Origin of the sequence: Allobosea sp. CS1GBMeth4 (genome assembly GCF_900185715.1) — a bacterium.
Classification (GTDB): domain Bacteria; phylum Pseudomonadota; class Alphaproteobacteria; order Rhizobiales; family Beijerinckiaceae; genus Allobosea.
This window is the reverse complement of record NZ_FYAS01000007.1, coordinates 76,528-93,534: the sequence shown is the minus strand read 5'-3', so window position 1 is coordinate 93,534 and position 17,007 is coordinate 76,528. Positions and strand designations below refer to the sequence as shown.

The window sequence follows — 17,007 nt, the reverse complement described above, 5'->3', positions numbered from 1 at the left end:
GGGAAAGGCCCGGGCGGCGCCCGGGCGGGGCGGCCGGCGCCATGGCCGGCCGGGCTTCGTCACTTCTTGGACCAGATCGCCTGCGCCAGCGCGAGATCGGGCGGGAAGACGGTGTTGGGCACGCCGTTCTGCCACTGCACGATGGTGAGGCCGGCGTTCACGCGGCGGCCCTTGTCGTCGAATTTGATCAGGCCGCCCGGGTAGTATTTCGACGGGCCGAGATCGAGCGTGCGCAGCGCCTGGGCGACGGCTTCCTTGTCGGCCTTGCCCGCCTTCTCGAGCGCGGCTGCGACGACCCAGATGTCGGCATAGGTCGAGATTCCGTTCTGGGTCATCCAGGGCTCGCCGTATTTCGTCTTCAGCTCGGCGATCAGCGGCTCGTGGCCCTTGGAGCCCCAGCTCCCGACGCAGGTCATCACGCCCTGCAGGAGGTCGGCGCTCATGGTCTTGAGCATTTCCGGCTCGGCGATGGCGATGCCGAAGGAGATCGTCGGGATGCGGGCCTGGCCGAGGCCGAACTCGTTCATCTTCTCGAGGATGAGCTTGCCGTCGGAGATCACCGTCGGAAGGAAGAACAGGAGGTCCGGCCGGGTCGCGCGGACCTTCTGGACGAGCGGAGTCGCATCGGAGAGCGGCGGGGTGAAGGTCTCGTCGACGACGAGGTTCAGCCCGTGCTCCTTGAGCAGGCGCTCGCGCATCGGCTTGACGGAAGCGACGGAGGCACCGGTGTTGTCGGTGATGATCGCGACGGTCCTGGGCCGCACGCCCGTCGCCTTCTCGGCGACCTTCATCACCTCGGGCAGGCATTGCTCGGCCTGGGATGCCGCCGTCGCCGAGGTCTGGAAGACGTATTTGAATCCGCGATCGGTGATCAGGTCGGAATAGGACAGCGTCAGCATCGGCAGGCCGGCGCGCTCCGTGACCTCCGTCGCGGCGAGGGTGAAGGAGGAGAGATAGGCGCCGCTGGCGGCGACCAGGTCACTCTCCTGCGCGACCATGCGCTGAGCCGCGTTCTTGGCCTTCTCGACCGTGTCGCCGGAATCGAGCAGGACGAGCTTCAGCCGCGCGCCGCCGAGCGCCTTGATGCCGCCCTGCGCGTTGATGTGCTCGATCGCCATCTCGGCGCCCATCTTCATGACCTGGCCGGGGCGCGCGTAGAGCCCGGACAGCGGCACCAGCAGACCGACCTTCACCTCGGCCGGATTCTGGGCGGCCGCCGGAAAGGCCAGGCCGAGCGCTGCGACAGCGGGCAGAACGGTCAGGCTTGCGGTCACGGATCGTCTCGTCGTCATGTTCGGGTCTCCTCCAGTGTGTCGCCGCTGTGGCCGCGGCTTTCGGGTCGTCTTCCAGGTGTCTCGGCTCGATCGGATGCTCTCGCGCGGTCACATGCCGAGATAGGCCTGCCGGACGCGGTCATCCGCGCGCAGCGTCTCGTTGCCGCCTTCGAGGACCACGCGGCCGGCCTCGAGCACATAGGCGTGGTCGGCCGATTCCAGCGCCTCGGCGACGCGCTGCTCGACCAGCAGGATGGTCAGCCCCGTGTCGCGGCGAATCTCGATCAGCTTCTCGAAGATGAAGTCGGCGATCGCCGGGGCGAGCCCCATCGACGGCTCGTCGAGCATCAGGAGCTTCGGCGAGGAGGCGAGGCCGCGGCCGATCGCGACCATCTGCTGCTCTCCGCCCGACAGCGTGCCGGCGAACTGCCCGCGACGCTCGGCCAGCACCGGCAGCCAGGCGAAGATGCGCTCGATATTGTGCTTCCAGTCGCGCCGCCCGGCCGCCGTGTAGGCGCCCATCTCTAGGTTCTCGATCACGCTCAGCGAGGGAAAGACCTGCCGGCCCTCCGGGACATGGGCGATGCCGAGATGGGCGCGGCCCGATGGCGGGACATGGGCGAGATCGACGCCCTCGAAGGTGATGCGACCCCGACGCGGCGCGAGCACCCCCGAGATCGTCTTGAACAGGCTCGTCTTTCCGGCGCCGTTGGGGCCGACGACGGCGACGAACTGCCCGGCATCGACCGAGAGCGAAACCTCGCGCAGGACCGGAACGGCCGAGTATCCGGCCTCGACGTTCTCAAGCCGGAGCATCGGTCACCCACTTCTTGCCGAGATAGGCCTCGATCACGCGCGGATCGCGCGTCACGGCGAGCGGCTCGCCATCGACGAGGACGGCGCCGTGGTCGAGGACGAGGAAGTGATCGACCAGCTTCACCATGGCCTGCATGGTGTGCTCGATGATCACGATGGTGACGGAGTCGGCGGCGAGGCGCCGGATCACGGCGACGACCTCGTCGGCCTCGCCATGGCCGAGGCCGGCCAGCGTCTCGTCGAGCAGAAGGAGCTTCGGCTGGCCCGCCAGCGCACGCGCCAGCTCCATCAGCCGCAGTTCCTTGGTCATCAGTTCGCCGGCGAGCTTGTCGGCGACGTGGGAGAGGCCGACCCGCGTCACGGCCTCGGCGGCGAGGCGCCGGGCCTCCTCGTCGTCGGCCGTCGCGACATAGGCGCCGAGCACGACGTTCTCGGCGACGGACATGCGCAGGAAGGGGCGCATCACCTGGAAGGTACGGCCGACGCCGAGCGCGCAGATCTGGTGCGGCTTCATCCCGACCGTCTCGCGGCCATAGACCCTGACCTCGCCCTGGTCGGGCGCGAGGAAGCCGTTGAGCAGGTTGAACAGCGTCGTCTTGCCGGCCCCGTTGGGGCCGATGATGCCGAGGATGGCGCCCTCCGGCACGTCGAAGGAGATGTCCTGGTTGGCCTTCAGCCCGCCGAAGGATTTCGAGAGGTTGCGCACGCCGAGCGCGACCCGGGAGGCCCCGGCCGGCTTCTCGCGGGTCGGCGGGTCCGCCTGGTCCATCGCGGCGGATGCGACCGGGCGCGCATCGCCCTGCGCGCGCCGGCCGAAACGGTCGCGCAGCTTCCAGTAGACACCCTCCGGCGCGATCAGGACGACCCCTATGATGGCGAGGCCGTAGACGACGCCCTGAATCCCCGGGAAGCGCGCGCCGAGCTCGGCGTGCAGGATCTCGGCGACCGGAATCAGGAAGGCCGCGCCGATGACCGGGCCCCAGACGCTGCCGATGCCGCCGAACATGGCGACGGTGAGCGCCTGGGCCGAGACCAGCATGCCGAACACCGAAGGCGGCGTCACCACCAGCAGCACGGTCGCATAGAAGCCGCCGACCATCCCGGCGATCGCGCCCGAGATGGCGATGGCCTTGAGCTTCCAGGACAGCGTGTCGATGCCGGCGGCCTCGGCCGCCGCCTCGTTCTGCTTGATCGCCATCAGGGCGCGGCCGAAGCGCGAGCGCTCGATCCGTTGCGAGAACAGCATCACCGCGACGAGCAGCGCGAGCGCCAGCAGGGTGTAGACCCTGTGGTCGGCGAACTGCATGTAGGCCGCCGGGTTCTCGCGCTTGATCGGCAGCGTGAGCTCCTGATAGCCGAGCCATTCGAAGACGTAGAGCAGGGCCAGCGGATAGGCGAGCATGGCGAGAGCAAAATAGTGCCCGCGCAGCCGGAAGGTCGGGAAGCCGACCGCGAGCCCGGCCAGGCCGCCGACCAGCGCCGAGACCGGGATCATCAGCCAGGGCGTCAGGTCGAAATGAATCTGCCCGAGCGCGGTCGTATAGGCGCCGAGGCCGAAGAAGGCGGCGTGGCCGAAGGAGACGAGGCCGGTATAGCCGGAGAGCAGGTTCCAGGAGAGGCCGAAGCAGGCCCAGACGAGGACCAGCGTCAGCATGAGCTGATAGTAGGAGTTGGTCACCAGCAGCGAGAGCAGCGCATAGGCCGCGGCGAAGACCAGGACCGGCGCGAGCGAGGACAGGCGCATGTCAGGTCCTCTCCACGACGCGGCCGAAGAAGCCCTGCGGCCTGAGGAAGACGATCAGCAGGAAGACCACGAAGATCGCGGCGTTCTGGAGCTGCGTCGGCAGGATCAGGGTGGAGAGCTGCTGTACGAGGCCGATGGTCATGCCGCCCCAGAAGGCGCCGACGATCGAGCCCATGCCCCCGAGCACGACGCCGGCATACATGACGATGACGTATTCGAGACCGATATAGGGCTGGAACGGATAGTTGGTGGCGAGCAGCGCGCCGGCGATCGCGGTGATGCCGACGCCGAGCGCGAAGGCGATCCTGTGTGCCCTGTCGACGTCGATGCCCATGTAGGTCGCCGCTTCCGGATTGTCGGCGGCGGCGCGCAACGACTTGCCGAGCCGCGAGCGGGCGATCATCAGGGCGAGCACGGCGATCGTCGCGACCGAGAACAGGGCGGCGATGCCGCGCGACTTGTTGACGAAGACGCTGACGAAGTCGCCCCAGAACGGCCCGATCTCCCAGGCGCTGCTGGAGAGCGGCGTCCGGATCGAATGCAGCTCCGAGCCGAAGACGATCATGCCGCCGTTCTGCAGCACGAGCGCGATGCCGAGCGTCAGGATGAGCTGGGCGTAGTGCCCCTCCCCGTCGAGCTGGGCGGTGCGCGTCCCCGTGACCCTCGAGATCAGCGCCTTGTGGATGCCGTAGCCGAACAGGAAGAGCAGCGGCCCGGCCAGGAGGATTGCGAGATAGGGACCGGCGAAGCTGCCGGCGAGCGCCTGGATGCCGAATGCGCCGAACAGGAAATAGGCGGCGTACATGCCGAGCATCATGAAGTCGCCATGGGCGAAGTTGATCACCCGCATGACGCCGAAGATCAGGCCGAGGCCCACGCACATCAGCCCGTAGATCGCGCCGGCGAGCAGGCCTGCGGCGAGCGCCTGCAGGATGTTCTCGATCAGTTGCGCCGTCATCGCAGGGCCCTCCCCGCGGCCGCGTCGCGCGGCCGTCCGGTCACCACAGGCATGTCCCACTCCCCGTCCGTTCGCGCCGGATCGTGTCGCCCGGCCTCGGTCTTCCGCGCCTCGAGATGGCGCGGGTCAGGCTTTCGCCGGCATGCGCCGCGCGCGCGCCGGCGCGACGCCCTCGCCGGCCAGGCAAAGCCGGCCGATGCGGCCCGCGTCGGCCTCCGTCTCCAACCCGTCGATCAGCGCCTCGATCTCGTCCGCCCGGCGCAGGCCGAGCCGCTCGCCGGCCGCGCTCCGGAAGCGGGCCCGGATCTCGGATTCCGTCGCGGGCACGACATCGGACAGGCGATGGTTGATGCGCGTGCCGTTGCGCAGCGTGACCGCGACCTCGGCGCCCTGGCGCCCGGGGAACGCCGCCGTGAAGCCGGCGTCCCGGCGCAGACGGGCGAGCCGCGCGAGGTGGAGGATCATCGGCTCGTCGAGACGGGCATAGTTGGCCTCCTCGACGACACCGCGCCGGAGCGCGGCCGCGACGCCGTACTGGATGCTCATCTTGGCCTGCAGCGCATGGGCGAAGGGGCCGGCGAAATCGCAGCCGGGATAGCGGATCGCGGCGTCGGGCAGATCCACGGTCAAGGTCTCGATCTCGCCGGCATCCTCGATCTGCTCGGCGACGCGGAGCGCCGCCTGGCAGGCGGTCTGGGCAAAATTGCAGGCCGGAACCGGCTTGTTGTAGACCGCGAGGATCTCGGCCTCGCCGTCGCCGAAGAGGGCAAGCGGCGCGCGCGGCGGGCCGCGACGGAACGCTGCGAAGAGTCCGGCCTCGCCTTCGAGGATCGTCTCCGAGGCATGGGCGCCGGCGGCCGCCAGCTCGACGGCCGTCACCGCGCTGCGGGCGGCGAGGCCCGGATGGAAATACATGTCGCCGGCCCCGGTGTGGGGCCATTGGTTGAGCCCGCCCGACATGTTGGCCGCGAGGCCCAGCGCGCAGACGGCCCCGTCCTCGTCCAGGCCCAGCATGACGGCGCCGGCGAGCGCCCCGCCGATCGGCCCGACCGTTCCGGTCGGCCGGAAGAGACGCGCCAGATCGGCGTCGAACAGCGCGCGGCCGAGCCGCGCACCGCCCTCGTAGCCGACCAGCGCCGCCTCGAGCATCGCCGCGCCGGAGCGGCCGTGCTCCTGCGCGAGCGCCAGCAGGGTCGGCCATATGACGACGCCGTGGTGGCTGATGCTGCCGGCGTGCATGTCCTCCCGCACCAGGCCATGGCCGGCCACGCCATTGGCGAAGGCGGCCTCGCCCGGCGTCGCCAGGAGGTTCGAGCCGATGATCGTCACCCCGTCGGAGAGCGATCTGGCGACGGCGCGCGCCTGCCGGCTGGTCGGCAGGTCGAAGGCCTCGAAACAGCAGGAGAGGAAGTCGATCAGGCAGATCTTGAGCTTGGCCTCGACCTCCGGGCCAAAGCTCGCGAGCTCGGCCGCCAGCGCCGCTCGCGCCATCAGGCGCGTCAGCGAGGGAGCCGCTCCGGGCGCGGGCTTCGTCACGTCGGGGTGGGCAGCGGGCATGGCGCGCTCCTTCCGGGACCGGCCTGTTCGGGGCGGGGTCAGCCGCGAATCTCGACCCCGGCCCATTCCTCCAGGACCTTGGCAATGCTGGTGAAATCCGACTGCGCACCGAATTTCGCCTGCGTCACCGCCAGCATCTGTCGCACCGCGGCGCCGACCACCATCGGCACGCCCATGGCCTCGGCCTCGTCGACGCAGAGGCGCACGTCCTTGTAGGAAAGCCCGGTCGCGAAGCCGAAATCGAAGGTGCCGGGCAGGACCGCGCGCGGGAACTTGTCCTCGCTGGCGCTGTTGCGGCCGCTCGAGACGTTGATGATGTCGATCAGCACCTTCGCGTCCAGGCCCGCCTTGACGCCCATCGCCATCGCTTCGGAGGTGATCACCAGCGCGGCCGCGGCCATCAGGTTGTTGGCGAGCTTGGCCGTCTGGGCGAGGCCGGGCTTCTCGCCGGTGAAGAAGATCTTGCCGAAGGTCTTCAGGATCGGCTCGAGCTCGGCGAAGGTCGCCTTGGGGCAGGACACCATCACGGCGAGCGTGCCGTTGGTCGCGCCCTTGATGCCGCCGCTGACCGGACAATCGACCGAGACGATGTTCTTCGCGGCCAGGCCATCGGCGACCGCGACGGCGGCGCCGGGGCCCGAGGTCGAGAGATCCACCATGACGCGGACGCGCTTGCCCTCTCCGACGCCGTCGGGGCCGAGAGCCACGGCCTTGACGACGTCCGGCGTCGGCAGGCTGACGAAGACGATCCCGGCCTCGTCGGCCACCGCCCGCGGCGAGGCCGCGACCTTCGCGCCCTTGGCGGCGAGCGCGGCGGTCGCCTGCTTCTGGGTGTCGAAAACGACGAGCTCGTGCCCGGCGTCGATCAGGCGCGAGACCATCGGCGTGCCCATCCGGCCGACGCCGACGAAGCCTAGAAGTGCCATCTCGAGTTCTCCCTGCGCCGGGCGCTGCGGCTCCGACGTCTTCATTCGTTGTCGCTACGCTAGCGAAACCGTGCAGCCTGCGGCATCGCCAAGGGTCGAATATCAGTCATGTCGATCGCGGCGGGTTTTCTCAGCGGCCCCTGGGCAGCCAGAGCCCCTGCTCGGTCAGGCTGCGGACCTGCTGGCGCACCATGGCGACGAGCGAGCGCATCGCCGGCGTGGTCGGCCGCTGACTCGATGTCGCGAGAATGAGCTGGCGCGTGATGCCGGGCTCGACGATCCGCCAGGCGCGCATGCGGCCGGCCTGCACGCGGGCATGGGCGGTCGAGTAGGACAGGATGGTATAGCCGACGCCGTTCTCGACGAGGCCGAGCGTGGAGGGCATCGCCTCGACCTCGATCTCGACGCGCGGCGCGATGCCCGCCTCGCCCAGCATGGAATCGACCAGCATGCGCAGGCCGTGCGGGCGCGCCGGCAGGATCAGAGGGATCTGCGAGAGCAGGCGCGCCGGCACGCTCTCGGCGTCCGGCACGACGCCGCCCTGCGCGGGACCGAGGAGGAAGAGCTCGTCGGTCAGCAGGGGTTCCGCCCTCAGGCTGCCGGTGCGGGGGGCGTTGTAGAGCACCGCGACGTCGATCTTGCCGGTCAGCAGCCATTCCAGCACATGGCCGCTGAAGCCTTCGATCACCCGCAGCGAGATCAGCGGAAAGGCTTCGCGGAAATGCTGCACCAGCGGCACGGTCAGCACGATGCCGACCGAGGGCGGCAGCCCGATCACGATGGTGCCGCGCGGGCTCGACTTCAGCGCCATGACCTCGCCGGCGGCGCGGTCGACGGTCTCGACCAGGTCCTTGGCATATTGGTTCAGGACCTTGCCGGCCTCGGTCAGCACGGTGCCGCGCCCGTTGCGGTAGAACAGCGCGACGCCGAGCTCCTGCTCGAGCGCCTTGATCTGCCGGCTGAGCACCGGCTGAGCCACGCCGAGCACGCCCGCCGAGCGCGAGAAGCTGCCGAATTCGGCGAGCGTCGAGAACGCCTTGAGCTGCTTGAGGTCGATCATCGCCCGCCCGCTCCGAGGCTGGATCCGGCATAACAGCTAGCACGCCGGCGACGGCGGACAGTCTGCGAGCGCTGTGGCAGTTTCGGCGGCGAGGACCGTTCACGGGCGGGGCGCCGACGGCGGCCGCCCCGCAGGAGAGAGCCATGGCTGCCGAGACTTCCGCCGTCGAGACCACACGCACCGTCCTGCTGACCGGGGCTGCCGGCGGGCTCGGGCGCGCCTTCGCCAGGGCGCTCGTCGGCAGCGGACGGCGCGTGATCCTGGTCGATCGCGACAAGGAGCGGCTCGACGGGCTGGCCGCCGAGCTGGGGCCCTCGACCTGGCCGATCGTGCTCGACATCAGCGACGCCGCGGCGGTCGACGCCCTTCCGTCGCTGATCCCGGCGGAATTCCAGCCGATCGACGTGCTGTTCAACAATGCCGGCCACGATATCGGCGGGCGCACCGCCTTCGCCGATGGCTCCGCCGACGACTGGACCGCGATCATCGAGACCAACCTGATCGGCCTGATGCGCGTCACGCGCGCGATCCTGCCCGGGATGATCGCCCGCAACCGCGGCCACATCCTCAATATCAGCTCGATCAACGCGGTCAGGATCATCCCCGACATGACCGCCTACAGCACCAGCAAGGCCGGCGTGCACATGTTCACGCAGACCTTGCGCGGCGAACTGGCGGAGACGGCGCTGCGCGTCACCGAATTCCAGCCCGGCCTCGCCCGCACCGGCATCATCGTGACGCGCTATCGCGGCGACACCGCCAAGGAAAAGGCCTATTTCGATCAGTTCAAGATGGCGCTCGACCCGGAGGACGTCGCCCGCTGCGCGCTCTTCGTGCTCGACCAGCCGCCGCATGTGCAGATCGCCGAAATGATGATGCTGCCGGTCAACCGCTTCTGAGCGACGCGCGATCCCGGCGCGCGCCGGCCTCATTCCGGCTTCACGCCGGCGCGCGTCATGGCAGCCGACCACTTCTTCAACTCTGCCGCGAGGAAGGTCTCGAGCGCCTTCGGCGTCGCCTCCTCCCGCGTGACCGGCTCCATGCTGAGATCGGCGAAGCGCGAGACCACCGTCGGGTCCGCCAGGGCCGCCTGCAGCGCCCTGGTCAGATCGGCGATCACCGGCTGCGGCGTGCCTGCGGGCGCGTAGAGCCCGTACCAGGTCGATACCTCGAAGCCCGGCAGGCCCGCTTCGTCGGCGGTCGGCAGATCGGGCAACGTCTTCAACCGTTTCCTGGTCGTCACCGAATAGGCCTTGATCTTGCCCTCGCGGATCAGCGGAGTCGTGCCCGTGGCGGGGTCGCAATAGATGTCGACATTGCCCGACATCAGATCGGTCACGACCTGCGAGCCGCCGCGATAGGCGACCCAGGTCAGCGGCCGGCCGACCGCGTCCATGAACAGCACCCCGCACAGATGGGCCGCCGAGCCGCGGCCGCTATGGCCGAACGTCACCTTGTCGCCGCGTGCCTTCAGATCGGCGACGAGCTCGCGCAGGTCTCTGGCAGGATAGTTCGGCCGCCCGACCAGCGTCATCGAGACGTCGGTGACCAGGCCTATCGGCGCAAGGTCTCGCACCGGATCGAAGGCCAGCTTCTCGTAGAGGGCCGGCGCGGTCGCGAGACCGGTATGCATCAGCAGCACGGTGTAGCCGTCCGGGGTGGCCTTGGCGACGCGCGCAGTGCCGATCGTGCCGCCCGCGCCGAGGACGTTCTCGATGATCACGCTCTGGCCGAGGGCGTTCTTCATCGCATTGCCGAGCAGCCGCGCGATCGTGTCGCCCGGGCCGCCGGCCGCGAACGGCACGACGATGGTGACGGGCCTGGCCTTGGGGAAATCCTGCGCCGGGGCAGCGCCCGCCACGGCCAGGGCCGATGCGACGACAGCGATCTTGAGCATTCCATCCTCCGGTTGTCGGTGGACCGCGCGCCTCGGACGGCGGCGGCCTTCTGTCATGCGGTCGGCAACGAGCGGCGCCTCAGCCGGCAGCGGCCTGCCCGGGCTTCGAGAACGGGTCGACTTCCTGCTGCGAGGTGGGCGTGTACGGAATCTCCGCGGGCAGGCCGGCGAGTTCGCGAATGACCGGGTAGATCGCGGTGTAGTCCTGCGCACCGCGCCCGAGCGAACGGGCGATCGAGTAGCTCTGCAGCGCGGCCGCTCCCAGGAAGACCGGGACATGGCTGCGCGCCGCGAGCTCGATCGCAAGGCCGAGGTCCTTGTGGGCGAGATCGACCTGGAAGCCGGCCGAGAGATCGCCGCGCAGCACCTTGTTGGGATAGGTGATGTTCATGTGGCCGAGCCCTGCGATGGTGCCGCGCATGACATCGAGCGCCAGGTTGACGCCGATGCCGGCCGCCTCGGCCAGAGTCAGGGCCTCGGCAGTGAGGGCATTGAGCGATATGCCCATGAAATTGTTGACGATCTTGGCGCGCGAGCCGCCACCGACGGCGCCGCAGTCGACCGTTTGGCTGCCCATCACGTCGAACGCGGCCTGCGCCCTGCGGATGTTGTCCGGCTCGCCACTCGCGAGGATCAGGAGCGCGCCGCGCCGGGCCTCGATCGCGGAGCGGCCGACCGGCGCATCGAGCATGCGCAGGCCGCGCGCCTGCATCTCGGCGGCGATCGCGTCGGTCTCCTGCGGCAGGATCGTCGACATGTTCACGAAGACGGCGTCCTCGCCGAGCGTGTCGGCGATGCCGAGCGGGCCGAACAGCGCGCTGCGCACATGCGAGGCGTTGGGGAGCATCGCGATGACCAGATCGGCCCCGTCCGCAGCCGCCGCGGCCGAAGCCGCGACCCTGCCGCCTGCGGCGGAGAGCGCCTGGCACGCCTTGGGCACGAGGTCGAATCCGGCGACCCTGAACCCCGCCGAAACGAGATTCTCGGCCATGGGCAGCCCCATCGTGCCCAGGCCCACGAAGCCGATGCGCTTGTCCTGTGCCATCGCCTGTCCTCCCGTTCGTTGGCGCGGCGGCGCCTCAGCGGCCCTCGTCGATGTCCTTGAAGACCTCGACCGCGACCTTCATGCAGTCGAGCGCGGCGGGGACGCCGCAATAGATCGCGGCCTGCAGCACCACCTCCCGGATCTCCTCGCGGGTGACGCCGTTGTTGAGCGCGCCGCGGACATGCAGCCTGATCTCGTTGGGGCGGTTCAGGGCGGTGAGGAAAGCCAGGTTGAGGAAGCTGCGGGTGCGCCGGTCGAGGCCGGGGCGGCCCCAGACCTCGCCCCAGCACCATTCGGTGACGAGCTTCTGCAGCGGCGCGGTCATGTCGGTGGCGCCCTCGACGGATTTGTCGACATAGGCCGAGCCCAGCACCTCGCGCCGGATCTCGAGCCCCTTCTGGAACTGTTCTCCCTGGAATTCCGGGCGGATCGTCATGTGCGGCTATCCTGTCTGGTCTGGCCCCGGGGGCGCGGGCGGCGGGGCGTCTGACGCCATGCATAGGACAGAGAGGTCCGGAGCGTCAATGATTGTATGACGGTATTATTGTGTGCTGATATGAAGGCAAGCGCCCGGCCGGGGCGGCGCGCGCCGCAACCTTGGAGGAGATGACGAGATGACGACGACGCAGCCGATCCGGGCGGGCATGCCCGAGCCGTTCGCGCTCTACGCGCTGCGCTACGCCAACCATGGCGGGCGCAAGGCCTGGGACAACATGATCGGCGGCGACCCGCACGAAGCAGCCTCCGACCTCGACTATTTCATCTGGGTGGCGCAGCGCTCCGATCGGACCTTCGTCATCGACACCGGCTTCGACACGGAGCAGGCGGCCGCCCGCAAGCGCGACCTGATCCGCAAGCCGCACGAGGCGCTCGCCCTGATCGGGATCGACGCGGCCCGGGTCGACGAGGTCATCCTGACCCATCTGCACTATGACCATGCCGGCACGCTCGGAGCGTTCCCGCGGGCCTGCTTCCATGTCCAGGATTCGGAGGTCGCCTATGCGACCGGGCGCTGTATGTGCCACGGCTTCCTGCGCCACCCCTTCCATGTCGAGGACGTCGTCTCGTTCGTGCGCCACGTCTATGCCGGTCGCGTCGCCTTCCATGACGGCACGGTGGAACTGGCGGACGGGCTCAGCCTGCACCGCACCGGCGGGCACTCGGGCGGGCTCCAGGTGGTGCGGGTCTGGACGAAGCGCGGCTGGGTGGTGATCGCCTCCGACGCTTCGCATCTCTACATGAACATGCGGAAGGGCGTGCCCTTCCCGGCCGTGCACGATGCCGGCGCGATGATGGAGGGCTATCGCACCATCCATCGGCTCGCCGATTCGCCCGAGCATGTCGTGCCGGGCCACGACCCGCTGGTGACGGCGATCTATCCGCCGGTCTCGGCCGAGCTCGCCGGAATCGCGGTCCGGCTCGACGAAACGCCGAAGGCGCTGCCGTGAGCGGCGCGATGCTGCAAGGGCGGCACGCCCTCGTCACCGGTTCGGTCGCGGGGCTCGGCTACGCCATGGCGCGCGGGCTGGCGCTCCAGGGCGCCGCGGTGACGTTGAACGGCCTTGCCGCGCCGGGCGTCGGCGAGGCCGCGGCCGCCGCGCTCGCCGCGGAGGCCGGCGTTCCCGTCGTCTTCGACGGCACCGATCTGGCGCAGCCGCCCCAGATCGAGGCGATGATGGCCGCCGCCGAGCGGCGTTCCGGGCCCGTCGACATCCTGGTCAACAATGCCGTGATCCGGCACTTCCGGCCGATCGAGAGCTTCACCGCGGCGCAGTGGGACGCCTCGCTCGCCGTCAACCTCTCTGCGGCCTTCCATGCGGTGCGCCTCGCCCTGCCCGGCATGAAGGCGAAGGGCTGGGGCCGGATCGTCAACCTGTCCTCGATCTATGGCGCGCGCGGCGCCGAGAACCGGATCGACTACGTCACCACCAAGACGGCGCTGCTCGGAATGACCAGGGCCATCGCGATCGAGACCGCGCGCACCGGCATCACCTGCAATGCGCTCGCGCCAGGCACGGTGCCCTCGCCCGCGATCCTCGAGCGCATCGCCGGCATCGCACGAGCGCAAGGCATCAGCGAGGAAAAGGCGGCGCAGGACTACATCGCGCCGCGCCATCCGACCGAGCGCTTCGTCGCGCTGGAGAGCGTCGCTGCCATGCTGGTCTTCCTGTGCAGTTCGGCCGGCCAGGACATCACCGGCGCGACCCTGCCGATCGACGGCGGATGGCAGGCGCGCTGACCGATCGGGCGAGGTCGTGCTCGGCTCGCATATGCCCGAGCCGAGTTCAGCCGAAGGCGGCGAGCGCGATGACGCTTCCCGCATCCGGCGCCTCGTCGAGGCGCCAGAGCGCGTCGAGCAGCGGCTCCGGATCGAAGCCCGGGCAGCCATGGGCGGCGAGCGTCCTGAACTTGGCCGAGATCTCGGCGTCCGACAGCGGATTGCCGCTGCTGCCGCGCGCCGCCGTCACGATCTGGTCGAGCACCGTGCCGTCGCCGAGCCTGATCTCGACGCGCGCGCCATCGACGCCGTGGCCGGCCTCGTGATGGACGGAGACCTTGCCGCGCAATGCCAGCACGTCCCGGGCCTGGACGCGCGCGTCGCTGAACTCGCCGAACCCGGCCCGCCCGTCGAGCCAGGCGACCGCGACCGCATGCTGCGCGCTGACCTGCGCTTCGCGGCCGCTGGCGACGGCGGGGCGATCCGCCCGCTCGCCGAGCAGGGGATGGCCGAACACGCGGATGCCGGCGATGCGCTCGGCCGGGACAGGGCCCAGATCGATCCGGCTCTGCTCGCGCAGGCTCAGCACCGCGTCGATCACCGGGTTCAGCACCACGCCGCACGGATAGGGCTTGTAGGTGTTGCGCGGCAGCTCCCAGCGCTCGCCGAGGCCGGCGGCCAGGCTCGCGAGATCGGGATCGCAGCCCATGACCTGCAGGAAGCCACGCGGGCCCTCGAGCGGCCGCTCCGGCCCCTCGACGCCGTTCCGCGCCAGCAGGGCCGCGAGCAGCCCGCCCCGCGCCGACTGGCCGACGCCGACGCTCTTGGCCATCGTGCCGAGCGTCTCGACCAGCCCGCAGGACTGAGCCGAAGCGTTGCCCAGCGCCCAGAGCATCCGCGTCGCGTCCAGGCCCAGAACCTTGCCGATGGCGGCAGCCGCACCGAAGACGCCGCAAGTCGCGGTGATGTGCCAGCCCCTCTTGTAGTGGAAGGGCGAGACGGCGTTGCCGAGCCGGCATTCGATCTCCACGCCGAGGATGAAGGCGTGGAGCAGCTCGGCGCCGCTCATCGCCCGGCGCTGCGCGAAGGCGAAGAGCGGTGGCGCCACCGGCGCGGAGGGGTGGATGATCGTGCCGGGATGGGTATCGTCGAAATCGAAGACATTGCCGGCGAGCGCATTGACGAAGGCCGCGTCGAGGCAGCTCATCCGTTCGCGCCGGCCGATGATGGTGGCCTCCGCCGGCGCCGAGAACGGTGCCAGCGTCTCGGCGCTGCGGCGCGCGGCGGCGTCGCCCGAGCCGCCGAGCGCCGTGCCGACGACGTTGACGATGGAGCGCTTCGCTTCATGGCGGAGCGCGTCGGGAATCCTCCGCCACGATGACTCGACGACGAAGCGGGAGAGGCTGCGGGAGATCATGCGATGGCCTCGATCGATGCGGCGACTGCAGTCAGCCGACCTGCTTCGGCAGCCAGGTGACGATGCCGGGGAAGAAATACAGGATCCAGATGAAGCCGAGCATGACGAAAATATAGGGGATGACGCCGAGCGCGATGTCGCGCAGCGCGACATGGCCGCTCATGCCCTTGAGCACGAACAGCACGAGCCCGACCGGGGGCGTCACCAGCCCGATCTCGACCAGCAGAACCAGCACGACGCCGAACCAGATCGGGTCGAGCCCGATCGAGACGATGACCGGGAAGGTGACGCTGAGGGTCATCAGCATCATCGCGATCGATTCGATGAAGCAGCCGAGGATCAGATAGATGCCGACGATGATCGCGAAGACCAGCCAGGGCGCGAGGTTGGCATCGGTGACGAGCTGCACCATGGCGCGCGGCAGGCGCAGAAAATCGAAGACCCAGCTCATGATCGCAGCGCCGACGACGATCAGCATGATGAACGCCGTGACCTTCACCGTGTCGATCAGACAGGCATAGAAACCGTCCCAGTCGAGACGGCCGCGCTTCACAGCCATGCCGAGCGCGGCGACGGCACCGAGCGCGCCGGCTTCGGTCGGCGTCGCGATGCCCAGATAGAGCGAGCCGAGCACCGCCGCGATCAGGAGCAGGAAAGGCAGCACCCCGGCCGTGGCGGAGAGCTTGCGGCTCCAGGAATAGGCTTCGCCCTTCGGAATCGCGCTCGGCGAGACCAGCCCCCAGAGCACCACCGTCAGCATGAACAGGGCCGACAGCAGCAGCCCGGGGAGGATGCCGGCGAGGAAGAGCTGCGTGACGGCGACGCCGACGACGTTGCCGTAGATGATCATCGCGATCGAGGGCGGGATCAGGATGCCGAGCGTGGCTCCCGCCGCGACGACGCCATAGGTCAGCCGCGGGCTGTAGCCGCGCTCGACCATTTCCGGCGCCGCCACCGACCCCAGCGTCGCGGCCGTGGCGAGGCTCGAGCCGCAGACGGCCGCGAAAACGGCGGAGGCCGCGACGCTGGCATGGGCGAGGCCGCCCGGCGCCCTGCCGAACCAGGCGACCAGCGCGTCGAACAGCTCGGTGGTGATGCCGCTGCGCACGAGCAGCGCCCCCATCAGCACGAAGCTCGGCACGGCGGTCAGGGTGAAGCTGTTGATGCTGGTCCAGGAGCGGTCCGCCAGCACCGGCAACTGCGCCTGCGGCAGCAGGAAATAGAGTCCGAGCAGGCCGACGAGCCCCATGGCGAAGGCGACGCGCACGCCGGCGAAGAGCAGCACGAGCAGGGTTAGGCCGAGCAGGCCGCCTAGCCAGGGGAGCGAGGCGCCGCGCCAAGAATAGAAGATCAATGCGAGGCCGGCGCAGACGAGCACTGTGGCGGCTGCGATGCGCCAGCCGCTCCAGGCGATCATGGCGACGGTGATCGAAGCGCAGATGAGGATCGAGCCCCAGTCGAAGCGCGTGCCGGGGATGCGCCAGTCCGAGCGCCCCATGAGGTAGAGGCCGAGCGCCAGCGCCGCCGCCACGACAGGGACGGTCCATTGCGCCGCGAGGGCGCGCGGCGGCCGCAACTCGTGCAGATCCCGCAGGATCGCGACGGCGAAGAGGACGAGCCCCAGCGTCATCGGGACCTGCGGCAGCCATTGCGGCGTGCCGAGCAGACCCCAGTCGCGGGCGCCATGGAGATAGTCGAGGAAGGTGAAGCGCGCCGCATGCCAGGCCGTGAACACGACGAAGACCAGGCCGAGCCAGAGCGTCACCAGTTCGAGCCGGGTGCGCCAGGGCTTCGAGACGGAATCGACGAGAATCTCGACCTGGATATGGGCATTCGCGCGCTGGGCCGGAGCCATGCCGAAGAAGACGATGGCGACGAACAGATAGGTTCCGATCTCGGTGACCCAGCTCGTCGGCTCGTTGAAGACGTAGCGCGAGATCACCTCGAACACGACGATCGCGGTCATCGCCAGCAGGGCCAGCGCGCCGATGAAGGCGCCGAGATCGGACAGCCGGTCGATTCCCCTGATCACCGCGGAGCGGGGCTCCGCAGCAGGATGCGGCACTCCCATCGCCATCATCGCGTCGGCCATGAC

The 17,007-nt window shown here is 69.6% G+C and carries 15 protein-coding genes; 3 read left to right on the top strand and 12 right to left on the bottom strand.

Annotated features, from left to right (window positions below; genetic code table 11):
- Positions 1-59: 59 nt before the first annotated feature.
- The 7 genes from CS1GBM4_RS03790 to CS1GBM4_RS03760 form a co-directional block, all read right to left on the bottom strand.
- Positions 60-1,292, bottom strand: a complete 1,233-nt coding sequence (locus CS1GBM4_RS03790) for an ABC transporter substrate-binding protein (RefSeq protein WP_186417355.1) — start codon at positions 1,290-1,292, stop codon at positions 60-62.
- Between the two features lie 90 nt (positions 1,293-1,382).
- Entirely contained in the window at positions 1,383-2,090 is a 708-nt protein-coding gene (locus CS1GBM4_RS03785; protein WP_186417354.1) for an ABC transporter ATP-binding protein, read from the bottom strand.
- On the bottom strand, positions 2,077-3,834 hold the full coding sequence (locus tag CS1GBM4_RS03780; protein ID WP_186417353.1) for a branched-chain amino acid ABC transporter ATP-binding protein/permease: 1,758 nt from the start codon (positions 3,832-3,834) through the stop codon (positions 2,077-2,079). Before CS1GBM4_RS03780 ends, CS1GBM4_RS03785 begins: the two co-directional genes overlap by 14 nt.
- 1 nt (position 3,835) lies before the next feature.
- Positions 3,836-4,792 (bottom strand): branched-chain amino acid ABC transporter permease, encoded by a 957-nt coding sequence (locus CS1GBM4_RS03775; protein WP_244607036.1) that lies wholly within the window; start codon positions 4,790-4,792, stop codon positions 3,836-3,838.
- A gap of 126 nt (positions 4,793-4,918) precedes the next feature.
- The gene (locus CS1GBM4_RS03770; protein ID WP_186417352.1) at positions 4,919-6,349 is read right to left on the bottom strand and encodes an MmgE/PrpD family protein; all 1,431 of its coding nucleotides are present in this window, start codon (positions 6,347-6,349) and stop codon (positions 4,919-4,921) included.
- Between the two features lie 38 nt (positions 6,350-6,387).
- Positions 6,388-7,275, bottom strand: a complete 888-nt coding sequence (locus CS1GBM4_RS03765; protein WP_186417351.1) for an NAD(P)-dependent oxidoreductase — start codon at positions 7,273-7,275, stop codon at positions 6,388-6,390.
- Positions 7,276-7,405: 130 nt separating this feature from the next.
- Entirely contained in the window at positions 7,406-8,335 is a 930-nt protein-coding gene (locus tag CS1GBM4_RS03760; RefSeq protein WP_244607035.1) for a LysR substrate-binding domain-containing protein, read from the bottom strand.
- A gap of 143 nt (positions 8,336-8,478) precedes the next feature.
- Here CS1GBM4_RS03760 and CS1GBM4_RS03755 point away from each other — a divergent pair, with 143 nt between their 5' ends.
- Complete coding sequence (locus tag CS1GBM4_RS03755) at positions 8,479-9,234, top strand: SDR family oxidoreductase (protein WP_186417350.1); 756 nt, start codon at positions 8,479-8,481, stop codon at positions 9,232-9,234.
- Between the two features lie 29 nt (positions 9,235-9,263).
- On the opposite strand, the gene CS1GBM4_RS03750 is transcribed toward CS1GBM4_RS03755, so the two are convergent.
- The 3 genes from CS1GBM4_RS03750 to CS1GBM4_RS03740 form a co-directional block, all read right to left on the bottom strand.
- A complete protein-coding gene (locus CS1GBM4_RS03750; protein WP_186417349.1) occupies positions 9,264-10,232 on the bottom strand; it encodes a tripartite tricarboxylate transporter substrate-binding protein in 969 nt (322 codons plus the stop codon).
- Positions 10,233-10,311: 79 nt separating this feature from the next.
- Positions 10,312-11,277, bottom strand: a complete 966-nt coding sequence (yihU, locus tag CS1GBM4_RS03745; protein WP_186417348.1) for a sulfolactaldehyde 3-reductase — start codon at positions 11,275-11,277, stop codon at positions 10,312-10,314.
- Between the two features lie 34 nt (positions 11,278-11,311).
- On the bottom strand, positions 11,312-11,713 hold the full coding sequence (locus tag CS1GBM4_RS03740) for a carboxymuconolactone decarboxylase family protein (RefSeq protein WP_186417347.1): 402 nt from the start codon (positions 11,711-11,713) through the stop codon (positions 11,312-11,314).
- Positions 11,714-11,891: 178 nt separating this feature from the next.
- On the opposite strand from CS1GBM4_RS03740, the gene CS1GBM4_RS03735 reads away from it, so the two are divergent.
- Together CS1GBM4_RS03735 and CS1GBM4_RS03730 are read left to right on the top strand one after the other, a co-directional pair.
- Complete coding sequence (locus CS1GBM4_RS03735) at positions 11,892-12,725, top strand: N-acyl homoserine lactonase family protein (protein ID WP_244607034.1); 834 nt, start codon at positions 11,892-11,894, stop codon at positions 12,723-12,725.
- Positions 12,722-13,516, top strand: coding sequence for an SDR family oxidoreductase (locus CS1GBM4_RS03730; RefSeq protein WP_244607033.1), 795 nt, complete (start codon positions 12,722-12,724; stop codon positions 13,514-13,516). Before CS1GBM4_RS03735 ends, CS1GBM4_RS03730 begins: the two co-directional genes overlap by 4 nt.
- 46 nt (positions 13,517-13,562) lie before the next feature.
- Here the strand turns inward: CS1GBM4_RS03730 and CS1GBM4_RS03725 are convergent, their stop codons facing one another.
- Positions 13,563-14,912, bottom strand: coding sequence for an MmgE/PrpD family protein (locus tag CS1GBM4_RS03725; RefSeq protein WP_186417346.1), 1,350 nt, complete (start codon positions 14,910-14,912; stop codon positions 13,563-13,565).
- A 31-nt stretch (positions 14,913-14,943) separates the two neighbouring features.
- On the bottom strand, positions 14,944-17,004 hold the full coding sequence (locus CS1GBM4_RS03720; protein ID WP_186417345.1) for a TRAP transporter large permease subunit: 2,061 nt from the start codon (positions 17,002-17,004) through the stop codon (positions 14,944-14,946).
- Between the last annotated feature and the right edge of the window lie 3 nt (positions 17,005-17,007).